Source organism: Rhizobium sp. NRK18 (genome assembly GCF_024385575.1).
GTDB lineage: Bacteria > Pseudomonadota > Alphaproteobacteria > Rhizobiales > Rhizobiaceae > JANFMV01.
In genome coordinates this window covers 324,740-337,564 of record NZ_JANFMV010000001.1, presented here as the reverse complement: position 1 = coordinate 337,564, position 12,825 = coordinate 324,740, and the positions used below count along the sequence as shown (strand labels likewise).

The following is a 12,825-nucleotide window of genomic DNA, read 5'->3' as shown; positions in this document are numbered from 1 at the left end:
CGATTGCCCCTGCCAGTTGGAGACGGATCATGCACTCACGCGAGGACCGGAAATTCGGCGCGATCATCGAGCCGATCGACCGCCTGACCTTTGCCGCAGGCGTCGTCGGCGGCATTTGTCTCGTCGGTATCTTCGCCTTCATCTTCGCGGAGATCATCAGCCGGAACCTCGTCGGCGTCAGCCTGCCTTTCAGCTGGGACTACGCCGCCTACATGATGGGGGCGTGCTTCTTTCTCGCCGCCGGCGCAACCCTGAAAAGCGGCGGTCATGTGCGGGTCACCGCGATCCATGACTACCTGCCGCGCCGTGGCGTCCTGCTGCTGGACGCCTGCGCAACCATGGTCGGCCTGCTGATCGCCTGCGCGATGGTCTTCGCCATCGGCGACATGGCCTACCTGTCCTTCATGCGAGGCTCGGTCGCCTCTTCGGTGGTCAGAACTCCGCTCTGGATTCCGCAGGGCGTCATGACGATCGGCGCGGTCGTCTTTGCCCTGCAGATGCTCGCACAACTTCTCGGCATCCTCGGCGGAACGCCGCTTGCAGGCGAAGCCGCCTCTGAGGATCAATTGTAATGGGTAAGCTTTCACTGACACTTCTCGGGCTGCTTGCCCTGCTGCTGGGCGCCGGCGTCTGGGTCGGACTGGGCTTGATCGGTTCCGGCATTATGGTCCTGTCGATCTTCCGACCCAACATGCCGGTCGAGAAGCTCCTGGCCCAGCAGATCTGGAATTCGGCCGTCAGTGCCGAAATGCTGGCCTTGCCGCTGTTCATCCTGATGGCCGAGATCCTGTTCCGCACGAAGCTCTCCGAAGCGCTGTTCAGCGGACTGGCCCCCTGGACACGCAGGCTTCCCGGCCGCATGAGCCACATCACCGTGCTGGCATGCACCCTCTTTGCCGCGGTATCCGGCTCCTCCGCGGCGACGACCGCCACCGTCGGACGCATCACCGCGACCGAGCTTTTGAACCGGGGCTACGACCGCAAGATGGTGATCGGCAGCCTCGCGGGCGCCGGCACGCTCGGCTTCCTGATCCCGCCATCGGTGATCATGATCATCTACGGCGTGCTGGCGGAAGAATCGATCCTGCGCCTCTTCATGGCCGGCATCATTCCCGGGGGTCTGCTGGCCGCTTCCTACATGATCTACCTAGCCGTCAGGTCCATCCTCGATCCGACGCTGGTCGGCAAGGCGCCGCCGTCGACGGGATGGTCGGAAAAGCTCGCGGCACTGCGCGGTCTCGGCCCGGTCCTCTTGCTGATCCTCAGCGTCATAGGCTCGATGTACGGCGGCATCGCCTCGCCGACAGAAGCCGCGGGCGTCGGCGTCGCCGGATCGATACTGATCGGACTTTTCCAACGATCGCTGACCGTGCGCAATCTGGCCGAAGCGGTCTATCACGCCGCGCAGACCTGCGCGATGATCGGCTTCATCATCATTGGCGCCATGTTCCTGTCGGTCGGCCTCGGCTATCTCGGCCTGCCCGCCTATATCGCCGCCAGCATCCAGTCGCTCAACCTCTCGCCCTTCGTGCTGGTGATCGTTCTCCTGATCTTCTACGCCATCCTCGGCTGCATCATGGAAGGCATGTCCGCGATCGTGATGACATTGCCGATCACCCTGCCGCTGATCCTTGCCGCCGGCTACGACAAGGTCTGGTATGGGGTCTTCCTCGTTCTTGTTGTGGAAATGGCGCAGATAACACCGCCGGTCGGCTTCAATCTGATTGTCATCCAGCGGCTGACGGGGGACAGGATCGGCACGATTGCACGCGCGGCCTTGCCATTTTTCTTCATCATGGCCGCATTTGTGCTTCTCATTGCAGTCTTTCCGGGCATAGTCACATGGCTTCCGGATACGTTGTCACAACGAAACTAGGTCCTTGATAATGCGCATACTACCGGCCGGCGACCAAGCGCTGACTGTAGAACTTTCCGATCAGGTGGACGACGCCACGAACCGGCGCGTGATCGCGCTTGCCGAAAGTCTCGCGGCTCGACCCGTCGACGGCATAACCGAAACGGTTCCCACCTACCGCTCCCTGCTGGTCTGCTACGATCCCGCAATCGTCCGCGCCTCCGCACTTGCCGACACGCTGGCAGAAAGACTGGCATCGCTCGATGTCGAACACACACCCTCGCGCCACTGGACCGTTCCCGTCTTCTACGGCGGTCCGGCCGGCATGGACCTCGAAGAGCTGGCGCGCATGAAGGGCATCGACGTGGACGAGGTGATCAGGCTTCATTCCGGTGCCGAGTACCGGGTCTACATGATCGGCTTTGCGCCCGGCTTCGCCTATCTCGGCGGGTTGCCGGAAATCCTGCACACGCCGCGGCTGACGACGCCGCGCCAGCATATCGTCGCCGGCTCCATCGGGATCGGCGGCAAGCAGGCCAGCATCAATTCGCTCGCCGGCCCGAGCGGCTGGCGCTTCATCGGCCGCACGCCGGTGCAGCTCTTCGACCCGCAGCGTCAGGAGCCCGCTCTGTTCCGGGCCGGCGATACGGTGCGCTTCGAGCCCGTCAACGAAGCCGAGTTCGAACGGCTGGAGGCGCGTGTCGCGGCCGGCGAGACGATCGCGGAGCCCGTGCTGCCATGAACAAGCTTCACATCGTCAAGGCCGGCATGATGGTCTCGGTTCAGGATCCCGGCCGAAGGGGAATGCTGCACAGCGGCATCTCCGCCTCCGGCCCGATGGACCCGGCGGCCTTCGCCTTCGCACAGGCGCTGGTCGGCAACGCCCCCGCGCTCGCCGCGCTGGAGTTTGCGCATCTCGGCGGCAGCTACCGGGTCGACGCGCCAACCCGCATCGCAGTGACCGGCGGACAGGTTGACATCCGCATCGACAGCAGGCAGGTCGCTGCCTGGGAGAGCCATTGGCTGCAGCCCGGAGAAACGCTTGCCGTCGGCGCCATGGTCGGAGCCGTATGGGGCTACATCGCCTTTTCCGGCGGCATCGACGTGCCCCCGTTGCTCGGCTCGCGCTCAACCCATCTTCGAAGCCGCATCGGCGGCCTTGACGGGCGCACCCTACAGGCTGGCGACGCCCTGTCGCTCGGATCGTCCACCGATGCCCCCTGCCTTCGCCTTGCCCTGCCCATTCATCGCGGACGCGGACCGATCCGCGTCGTTCCCGGCCCGCAGGACGACTATTTCGACGGCGCCACATGGGACATGTTCCTGCGGTCGGACTTTCGGGTCTCCTCCAAGCGCGATCGCATGGCGACCATGCTGGACGGTCCCGTAATCAGGGCATTCCGGGGTCATGACATCGTCTCGGACGGCACCCCGCTCGGTTCGATCCAGGTGCCGGGCTCCGGCCAGCCGATCGTGCTGACTGCGGAGCGGCAGACGACGGGCGGCTATCCGAAGATCGCGACCATCGCATCGGTGGATCTGCCGCGGCTTGCGCAGACGCCCTCCGGCGCCAGCATCCGTTTCGCACGCATTTCGCAGGCGGCAGCCGAAGATCTCCTTGTCGCCGAGCGACTTCGTTTGAAGGCGAGCCTTGAAAACCTTCAGCCCGTGGACACGGTGACGCCATGACCGAACCCCTCGCCAAACGTGCTCATGCCCGCATCATCGGCATGATCTTCTCCGGCGAACTGGTCGCCGGCGACGCCCTGCAGGAAGCAAAGCTCGGCGAAGCGCTCAACATGTCGCGCACGCCGGTGCGCGAGGCGATCAAGAGGATCGAGGCCGAAGGCCTAGCCGAGCGTGACGGCCGCTTCCTGCGCGTGCGACAGCTCAGCGCCGAGGAAGTGGAGGAGATCTTCTTCCTGCGCGAAACGCTCGAGGCGCACGGTGCCCGGATGGCGACGAGACTGCCGAAATCGACGCTGGAAGCGATGAAGACGCGCATCCACGCCCTGATGCAAGCCGGTCCTGGCGAAGGCGAGGAACACTGGCGCGTAGACAACGATTTCCACCGCATGCTGGCCGATGCCGCCGGCAACGAGACGTTGATCCGTACGATCGACGACCTCAGACTGCGGACCTGCATCTTCGACCATACGAGGGTGCCGCAACGCTTCCTCAAGGGGTGCGAGGAGCATCTCGCGATTATTGCGGCTCTGGAAAGTGGAGACGCCGAGCAGGCCGGCGAGCTGATCGCTGCGCACATACGAAATGCCCGCGACGCCATTCTGGAATGGCTTACGGTCTTCAATGAAGGAAAAGCCCCATGAAGTGCCTGATCGTCCAGCCGATTCACCAGGATGGCATTGCCATGCTGCGCGACGCCGGGATCACGCCGGTCCTCTGCCCGACGTCAGACATGGAAACCGCAAGCCGTCTCGTCCCGGGTTGCATCGCTGCCATCACCCGTGATGCCGGCTTTTCAGCGCAGGCCTTCGCCGCCGCCGACAGCCTGAAAGTCATCGTCGTCCACGGCGCCGGACATGACGCCGTCGACAAGGAGGCCGCGACGGCCAGGGGGATATTGGTGTGCAACACACCGGGGGCCAATTCCCGTTCGGTGTCCGAACTGGCGCTGGGGCTGGCACTCGCCGCCGCGCGCCTGATCCCGGCCGCCGACCGTGCCGAACGCGATGGCCATTCCGGTTTCCGCGAGCGTGAAAAGACGCTCGAGCTCTTCGGCAAGACCGCCCTCATCGTCGGCTGGGGCAATACGGGTTCCGAACTCGGCCGCATGCTGAGTGCAGCCTTCGGCATGCGCCTGCTGGTTCATTCTCCCCGCGTTGCCGACATCGGCGATTTCGAACGCGCGGCATCCCTTCACGATGGCCTCGCACAGGCAGACCTCATTTCGCTGCACACGCCGATGCGCCCCGAGACGAAAGGGCTGATCGGCAGGGAGGCGCTGGCGGTGGTGAAACCGGGCGCAATTCTGGTCAACACGGCACGCGCCGGTCTGGTCGACGAACAGGCGTTGGCAGAAGCCATCGCCTCCGGCCGGCTGTCCGCCGCAGCGCTCGACGTCTACAGCCATGGCGCACCGCAAGGACCGCTCGGCAAAAGCGGCCGGGTGATCTTCACTCCGCATCTGGGCGGCGCAACCGAAGAAGCCTTGCAGCGCATGGCGGTCGCCACCGTTCGCAATGTCCTGACTGCACTTTCTGGAACAAGACCGGCGACCGCGCTCAATGATCCGGCAACGGTGGCCGCATGAGCGACGTGATCCAGGAAACCATCGACCGCCTGCTCGAAGCCGTGAACGCATTGAGCGAACCCGGCCCCGGCTTCACGCGGCCGTCCTACAGCCCGCTGGAGAGCGCCGCCCACGCCATCGTCGAGCGGGAAGCCCTGGCGCTCGGCCTGGAGGTCTGGCGCGACGCGGCGCTCAATCTCTTCGCCCGCCTTCCCGGCCGCGATCGGCATGCCGTGCCCGTCTATATCGGCTCGCACCTCGATACGGTCGCCATGGGCGGCGCCTATGACGGAACAGCGGGTGTCGCCGGTGCAATGGCACTGGTGACAGCCTTTGTCAGAAACTGCGAGACGCCGCCGGTCGACCTGATCGTCACCGTCACACGGGCCGAGGAAAGCGTCTGGTTCCCGGTCTCCTATGCCGGCTCACGCGGCGCGCTGGGACGTCTGACATCGGCCGAAATGCACGCGCCCCGCAGCGATACCGGCCGCAGCCTCGCCGACCACATCCGCGACGAAGGCGGCGATCCGGAGAAGATCCTTGCCGGGTCGGACCTCGCGCCTGCCAACTTCATAGAACTGCACATAGAGCAGGGGCCGGTCCTTTTCGACGCAGGCGAACCCTTTGCACTTGTTTCAGGCGTACGCGGCGGACTGCGCTACCGCAATGCCACGATCAAGGGCGTTTGGGCGCACTCCGGGGCCGCGCCGCGCGCCAGCCGGTCGGATGCCGTCTTCGCACTCGCCGATCTGATCACCGCGATGGACAGGGAATGGGAAGCCGTGCTCGCCGCAGGGCACGATCTGGCGGTCACCTTCGGCCGTGTCGATGCCGCCACCCCGGAACATGCCTTCGCCAAGGTTCCCGGCCGTGTCGACTTCTGCGTCGACCTGCGCAGTGACGATGAGGCTGTGCTCGACCGGATCGACGCCTTCATGGCGGAAACGATCGCCACCATCGAAGCCCAGCGATCGGTTAGATTTCAGATGGGCACGCAGTCACGCAGCAAGCCCTCGGCACTCTCGCAACCGCTTGCCGACCGGATCGCTGAGGCGGCCCATGAGATAGGCTATCGGCCGCGGCGCATGCTGTCTGGCGGCGGCCACGACGCGGCCGCCTTCGCCCAGGCCGGATGGTCATCGACCATGGTGTTCCTGCGCAACTGGAACGGCAGCCATAATCCGGACGAAGCCATGGACACCAAGGATCTGGCCGCTGCGGTCCGCGCAATTCACGCCGCCTTTGCCGACAGGCAGGCCCTGCCGGGGACGCAACGGACATGAACGACAAGGAAACACTGGCGCAGAAGGCCTATCAGTCGATCAAGACCCATATCCTGGAAGCCGGCTTCGCCTCAGACCAGATCCTGACCGAGAGAAATCTCGCCGCCGCCTCGGGCATCTCGCGCACCCCTCTTCGCTCGGCCATCTCGCGGCTGGAAAAGGAAGGCGTCGTCGAACGGCTCGACAATGGCGCGCTTGTGGTCCGACGCGTCTCCGTCGAGCAGCTGCTGGAGATCGTGCAGATGCGACGCCTGCTCGAAGGCGCCGCCGCCGCCCGCGCCGCCGAACGGGGCATGACGGAAAGGCTTCGCAGCGCGCGCGATTTGATGCAGGGCTACGCCGACGGCAAGGATGCGGCCTTCGACGATTTCTGGGCGCATGACGACGACTTCCACACGGCCGTCGTCGAAGCGGCCGGCCTGCATCTTCTCCCCGACATGATAAAGGAAATGCGCGCCATCGCCAGACGCTGCACGATCACGCGCGTCCATGATCGCTTCGCCGACCAGGCTCGCGAGCATATCGCCGTCATCGATGCGATCGAGGCCGGCAACCCCGGAGAAGCGCAGAGCGCGATGGAAACCCATTTCGACAGCGTGCGCGCCCGCTTCCTTGCCTGGCTTGCCGGCCAATAGAGACCGTTCCCAATTCCGGGCGCCGGATCGGGCGCCTGCCAGCAACCGGCTTCAACCTCCCCGTGGCGCCGCGTGGCTCACACCGACACACCGACACAAGGACAACCTGTGACAGAACTCGATATTCTCAGCGGTCGTGAAGCCGCCTTTGCCGCCGGCGAATTCGAACGGCGGCAGGAACTGGCCCTTGAGAGCGTTCGGCAGGCGGGGCACGAGGCCCTGATCGTCACCTCTCCCGAAAACATCTACTGGCTGTCCGGTCGCCAGACGGCGGGCTATTTCGCCTTTCAGGCTCTCGTCCTGTCAGAGGCGGCTGCGCCCTTCCTTCTCGTCCGCCAGTTGGAAATGGCCGGTTCCCTGGCCAACACATGGCTCTCGGATATCCATGCCTATCAGGATGCCGATGACCCTTCTGCGATCCTCGCCGGACTACTGAAGCAGAACGGCATCAGGCGGCCCGCCCTTTCGCGCGACGGCTGGTTCGTCTCGGCCGGCTTCCTCGATCGCCTCGAGGCAGCCATCGGCATGGGCAGGCTCCCCGATGGCAGCGGCCTGGTCGAGGGTTTGCGGGCAGTCAAATCGGAAAGCGAACTGGACGCCATCCGTCTCGCAGCCAGCTATGCCGAAGCGGGCCTGCGCGCCGGACTGGACGCCTGTGCGCCCGGCAGCACCGAAAACACAGTGGCCGCAGCAATGCTGTCGGCCGCCGTCACGGCCGGTTCGGAAACCATGGCGATGGAGCCGCTGGTCTCCTCGGGCCCCCGCTCCGGACTGCCGCACATGACGTGGCGGCGGCGGGTGCTCGAAACAGGGGATCCGATCTTCCTCGAGATGGCTGGAAGCCATGCCCGCTATCATTCGGCCCTGATGCGCAGCGTGTGGATGGGCAATCCGCCGGCCGAGGCGCAGGCGATGATGGATTGCGCCGAGCGAGCGCTCGATGCCGCCCTGTCCACAATGCGGCCCGGAGTCTCCTGCGCTGCCGTTCACGATGCGGCACAAGCGATTATCGATGCCGCCGGATACCACGATGCGTTCCGCAAGCGCATCGGCTACTCGATGGGCATCGCCTTTGCGCCCGACTGGGGAGAAGGCGCCATCCTCAGCCTGTTTTCCAATGTCGGCCGCGTTCTCGAACCGGGCATGGTCTTTCACCTGCCGGCAACGCTGCGCCGCTACGGCCACTGGACCGTCGGCGCGTCAGAAACCGTCATCGTCACGAATACGGGCATCGACATCCTCTCCAGCCTGCCAAGATCGCTGACGGTCCGGTAGGCCGGTCTGCAGCAGGAAGGCGCCGCCGTTAGCCTGCGCCATCATCCAGCTTGAACCGCATCTCGGCGCGCGCGCCGCCTTCGGGCGGGTTCGACAGTTTCAGCTGGCCGCCATGCGCCTGCATGGTTCGCTCGACGATCGAAAGACCCAGGCCGGCCCCTTCGCGGCGATCGCTGCGCAAGGTGCCACTGCGCCGCCGTTCATCGTCCAGCGCATGCGGCGGAAAGCCGTTGCCCCGATCGGTGACGACGATTGCCGGCGTGTCGGTGATGGTGACCGAAACGAGACCGCCCTCCGGCGAATGCTCGACCGCGTTCTCGATGAGGTTTCTAACCGCGCGGAAGAGATCATCCTGACCGCCCGCCACGATCATCGGCTTGCCCGGAGCGATGACCTCGATCGTCCGCCCCCGGGCGACGATCCGCGGAGCAAGAAAGGCCGCCGCTTCGCGCGCAACCTGGTAGAGGTCGACAAAATCGCCCGGCTCGATCTTCAGCTTTCCCAGCCGCGCGCGGTCGAGAAGCTGCTCGACGAGACGACCCATCGAATCGAGGTCACGGGACAGGATCGTCGCGACGGGCACATGCAATGGTGCGAGTTGCGCCTTCATGACGGCGATCGGCGTGCGCAGTTCATGCGCCATGTCGGCGACGAACTCTTCCTGCGTCCGGATTGCCAGTCGCAAACGCCCGAAGGCCTCGTTGACGGTGCGCACGACGGCCAGAATGTCCTGCGGCAATCCCTTTTCGCTGAGGCTCACCGTGACCCCTCCCGGCTGAATGGCCCTCGCCTCTTCGACGGTCGCCGCAAGCGGGCGCAAGGCCAACCGCACCACGATGACGTTGGTGATCAGGATCAGAAGCAGGAAGGGAATCCAGAGCCAGGCGATATCCTGCATGAACTCGTGCAGGACGGATTCGAATATGGCGTGGCCGATGGGCAGTGCCACCTGTACGAAAACAGGCACATCCGCATTCCCCGCCTGGGCGGAAATGCCGAAAAGCTCCGGCGACGCGGCCGTCTTGGGAATCCAGAAAAAGCTCTCGTCCTGGTTCTGCGGCGAGACGAATGCGCCCGTCGTTCCCTCTGAACCCGCAAGCTTGGTGCCGTCGAAATCGACGATGACGAAACGGCCGCCGCGGCCGAGAATGCGCTGGATTGTCGCCTGCCTGACGGTCGGGACGGCCTTGCCGTCGACGATCTTCACATCGCGACGGATGTCTCCAGCGAAGCTTTGCAGCGTGCCTTCGTAGAAGAACGAGTGCTTGTCGTGAAAGCGCGTATACAGAAAGGCCGTGGCGAGCGCCACCGCGCAAATGCTGACGATCACCAGTCCCAGCACCAGTCTGCCGAAGACGCTGTTGGGCATGATCCTCATGCAGGTCGCTCTGCAAAGAGATAACCGATGCCCCTGAGCGTATGGATCTCGCAGTCCGCCCCCGCACCCACCAGTTTTTTCCGCAACCGGTGAACGAGCACCTCGACAGCGTTCGAGCTCACCTCTTCGCCATATCCGTAGAGGGTTTCCTCAAGCGCCGTCTTCGAGATCACCCGTCCCGGGCGTCGCATCATCGTCTCCAGCGCGGCGACTTCGCGTCGGCTGAGATCCATGACCGTTTCGCCGACGGTGGCGCGGCGCTCCGTCGGGTCGAATGCGATGTTTCCCTGCTGAAGGACGGTCTGAAGCACGGTCCCCGGCCGTCGCAACAAGGCCCGGATGCGCGCGATCAGTTCGTCGTTGCTGAACGGCTTTCTGAGATAATCGTCGGCGCCGCCGTTGAGACCGTGAACGACCGACGAAATATCGTCGCGCGCCGTCAGAAGCAGAACCGGCGTCGCGCTGCCGCCCTGGCGCACCAGCGTCAACAGCTCCATTCCGTCGCCATCCGGCAGCCCGAGATCGAGAATGAGACAATCATATTCCTGCGAGGCGAAGGCATCGCGCGCATCGCGGACGGTCGCGAACGCGTCAACGGCAAAACTCGCTCCGCCGAGAGCCTTGGCCGTCAATGTCCGCAGGCGGTGATTGTCTTCCAGAAACAGAAGCCGCATGAAATCCCCTCGAATGTCTTTCGGCCGCCCGCCTGATCCAGCCCCGCCTGCCGGTTCATGCCGCTCCCTATGTTGCGCGTCGATGCTGAACTTGCTGGAAAGGGAACGTGTCAAATAGAAGGCAGTGCCGGAACTGGACAAAGGTGAAATCGAACGGTGCGACACTTTGTCTGAGAACAGTTACCCTCAAGTCCGATGAAATGGGCCTTTTTCAAGTACAGTACGCATGTATTCCTGATTTTTATCTTCATATTATCGGCGCGTGCAAGAAAGCTGCTTGGACACATGGCATTCGAATGCTCCGGCGCCTTTTGAACCACCGCGACATCCCCGACGTGCCCAGAAAACGTCACAGCAATACCTGCATGTTGTAAGTCGTCTGTAAGCTAAGCTGCGCAGATTTGCCCCGACATCAACGAGGGGCAAGCCATGCAGGCCATCCAAATCCTGCGTCCGCAGGATCCGCAGCGCGCCGCTGCAGAAGAGCTGATCGCACGCATATTCCACGATCGCTACGGCGCGACCATCTCCACATTCCCGAGACTGCTGATCGCAGGTTTCGGCCTTGACGGACAGCCGCTTTGCGCAGCCGGACTGCGCTTTGCCGACGACGGCTTCTTCTCCGAGCAATATCTTGACTGCCCCGTGGAAGAAGCGATTTCCCGGAGCCATGGCATCGCCGTCGAACGGGACCGGGTTTTCGAGGTCACCTCGCTTGCGAGCCTCGTGCAGACGCAGACGGGCAGCTTCATCAAGGCCATCATCCGGCATGGCCAGGCGACCGGCCACGACTGGTCCTTCTTCACCCTCACCCATCTCTTCTGCCGCCGGCTTCTGCAGATCGGCCTTTTGCCGACCTACCTCGCCCGGGCCGAGCGTCACCGCATATCCGAGGCCGAGGCATGGGGCTCCTATTACGACCATGCACCCGCCGTGTTTGCGGTTCGCAATCCCTCCCATCTCACGACACCTGCCGCGACCAAAGGAACGGAACATGCAATTTCTCTTTGACAGGATTGGCGAAGAGGCCAGCCGCCGGCCCGAGACCATCGTCATGCGCGACGACGCGAACAGCCTGACCTGGGCCGAGCTTCGCAACGCCGTCGCCCATCATGGCCTGGTTCAGCAATCACTCGGCCGCCGCCTGGGTCTCCTCTGCAGCAACAACTGCGAATATGTCGTCGCGCAGCTTGCCGCCGCTTTTTCCGGTCTGACGCTGGTGCCGCTGCCGGCCTTCTTCTCGAACCAGCAGCTGATCGCAATCACTGAGAATGCCGGCCTTGACGCCATCCTCGTCGATGCGACGATGGAACCAAGGGCGGCAACACTGAAGCTGCCCTCCGCCCGCATCGCCCTCAACGAAGAGGCTGCTCCCCGCTCGAGATATCAGCCGGGCTTCGAAATCGTCACCTACACATCCGGCAGCAGCGGCACGCCGAAAGGCGTCTGCCTTGGCGAAACCCAGATCGAAGCAGCCGTTCGCGGGCTTGCCTCCGCTTCCGGCGGCAACGCCGAGGATCGCTATCTGTCCGTCCTGCCGTTGCCGATGCTGCTCGAAACCATCTGCGCGATCTTCGTCCCCCTGTTTTGCGGAGCGACCGTCCGGCTGGCGACAGCAGTTGCAGAGGAGGTGTCGCGCGGCAATCCGCAAGGCATCCTCGGCGTTCTTGTCAAGGAACAGCCGACCGCGACCGTTCTCGTGCCACAATTGCTCAAGGCGCTCCTCTTCCAGATGAAGGCAATGAATGTGGCGACACCGCAATCGCTGCGCTTCGTCGCCGTCGGCGGGGCCTCCGTCCCGCCCGCCGTCCTCGATCTCGCCGAACACATGGGCATGCCCGTCTACGAAGGATACGGGCTCTCCGAATGCGCATCGGTTGTGACCCTCAACAGGCCAGGCAACACCAGGCAGGGCACCGCCGGCACGCCTATCGGCGATGTGCAGGTGCTGATCGAGGACGGCGAAATCATCGTCGCAAGCCCGACCGTCATGAACCATTATCTGGGCGGGCCGCCGGTTGCCGGCCGCTGGCGCACCGGCGACCTCGGTTCGCTCGACGAAAGCGGGTTCCTGACGATCCACGGGCGAAAGGACAATCTCATTGTCACCGCCTTCGGCCGCAACGTCTCGCCCGAATGGGTCGAAACGGCGCTGACGGCCGACCCACGCATTGCTGTCGCCGTCGTTTCGGGGTCCGGCCGTCCCGCTTTGCATGCGCTGATCATCCCGTCCGCCTATGGCGAACAGTGGTTCACGTCCGCCGGCGCGGCGGAGATACGCGCTCTGGTCACGTCCCTTTGCACCTCGCTTCCCGATTACGCCGTCCCTGCCGATATCCAGGTCCTCGACATGCGGCGTGCGGCGGAAGCCCTGCTCATCACGGCCAACGGCCGCCCCATCCGCTGCCGCGTGCACGATTTCGTGGAGACATCGCGCGCAGTCACCACCCGCTGATCACACCCTCAAAGGAG

13 protein-coding genes are annotated in these 12,825 nt (G+C 64.2%); 11 read left to right on the top strand and 2 right to left on the bottom strand.

Features of this window, described 5'->3' with window-relative positions; genetic code table 11:
- Window positions 1-29 precede the first annotated feature (29 nt).
- From NN662_RS01520 to NN662_RS01480, 9 genes are all read left to right on the top strand, one after another.
- Window positions 30-572, top strand: a complete 543-nt coding sequence (locus NN662_RS01520) for a TRAP transporter small permease subunit (protein ID WP_261928554.1) — start codon at window positions 30-32, stop codon at window positions 570-572.
- On the top strand, window positions 572-1,876 hold the full coding sequence (locus tag NN662_RS01515) for a TRAP transporter large permease (protein ID WP_261928553.1): 1,305 nt from the start codon (window positions 572-574) through the stop codon (window positions 1,874-1,876). Before NN662_RS01520 ends, NN662_RS01515 begins: the two co-directional genes overlap by 1 nt.
- 10 nt (window positions 1,877-1,886) lie before the next feature.
- Entirely contained in the window at window positions 1,887-2,597 is a 711-nt protein-coding gene (pxpB, locus tag NN662_RS01510; protein ID WP_261928552.1) for a 5-oxoprolinase subunit PxpB, read from the top strand.
- Window positions 2,594-3,544: a biotin-dependent carboxyltransferase family protein gene (locus NN662_RS01505; protein ID WP_261928551.1), complete on the top strand. Its 951-nt coding sequence runs from the start codon at window positions 2,594-2,596 to the stop codon at window positions 3,542-3,544. The genes pxpB and NN662_RS01505 overlap by 4 nt, the downstream gene beginning before the upstream one ends.
- Window positions 3,541-4,185 (top strand): GntR family transcriptional regulator, encoded by a 645-nt coding sequence (locus NN662_RS01500; protein WP_261928550.1) that lies wholly within the window; start codon window positions 3,541-3,543, stop codon window positions 4,183-4,185. Before NN662_RS01505 ends, NN662_RS01500 begins: the two co-directional genes overlap by 4 nt.
- Entirely contained in the window at window positions 4,182-5,129 is a 948-nt protein-coding gene (locus NN662_RS01495; protein ID WP_261928549.1) for an NAD(P)-dependent oxidoreductase, read from the top strand. The genes NN662_RS01500 and NN662_RS01495 overlap by 4 nt, the downstream gene beginning before the upstream one ends.
- Window positions 5,126-6,391, top strand: coding sequence for a hydantoinase/carbamoylase family amidase (locus NN662_RS01490; RefSeq protein WP_261928548.1), 1,266 nt, complete (start codon window positions 5,126-5,128; stop codon window positions 6,389-6,391). Before NN662_RS01495 ends, NN662_RS01490 begins: the two co-directional genes overlap by 4 nt.
- A complete protein-coding gene (locus tag NN662_RS01485) occupies window positions 6,388-7,026 on the top strand; it encodes a GntR family transcriptional regulator (protein WP_261928547.1) in 639 nt (212 codons plus the stop codon). Before NN662_RS01490 ends, NN662_RS01485 begins: the two co-directional genes overlap by 4 nt.
- A 108-nt stretch (window positions 7,027-7,134) precedes the next feature.
- Entirely contained in the window at window positions 7,135-8,301 is a 1,167-nt protein-coding gene (locus NN662_RS01480; protein ID WP_261928546.1) for a M24 family metallopeptidase, read from the top strand.
- 28 nt (window positions 8,302-8,329) lie between these two features.
- On the opposite strand, the gene NN662_RS01475 is transcribed toward NN662_RS01480, so the two are convergent.
- Entirely contained in the window at window positions 8,330-9,679 is a 1,350-nt protein-coding gene (locus tag NN662_RS01475; protein WP_261928545.1) for a sensor histidine kinase, read from the bottom strand.
- Window positions 9,676-10,353, bottom strand: coding sequence for a response regulator transcription factor (locus NN662_RS01470; RefSeq protein ID WP_261928544.1), 678 nt, complete (start codon window positions 10,351-10,353; stop codon window positions 9,676-9,678). Before NN662_RS01470 ends, NN662_RS01475 begins: the two co-directional genes overlap by 4 nt.
- 429 nt (window positions 10,354-10,782) lie before the next feature.
- Here NN662_RS01470 and NN662_RS01465 point away from each other — a divergent pair, with 429 nt between their 5' ends.
- Both NN662_RS01465 and NN662_RS01460 read left to right on the top strand, forming a co-directional pair.
- Window positions 10,783-11,364, top strand: coding sequence for a thermostable hemolysin (locus NN662_RS01465; protein WP_261928543.1), 582 nt, complete (start codon window positions 10,783-10,785; stop codon window positions 11,362-11,364).
- Window positions 11,348-12,808 (top strand): AMP-binding protein, encoded by a 1,461-nt coding sequence (locus NN662_RS01460; protein WP_261928542.1) that lies wholly within the window; start codon window positions 11,348-11,350, stop codon window positions 12,806-12,808. The genes NN662_RS01465 and NN662_RS01460 overlap by 17 nt, the downstream gene beginning before the upstream one ends.
- Window positions 12,809-12,825: the final 17 nt, after the last annotated feature.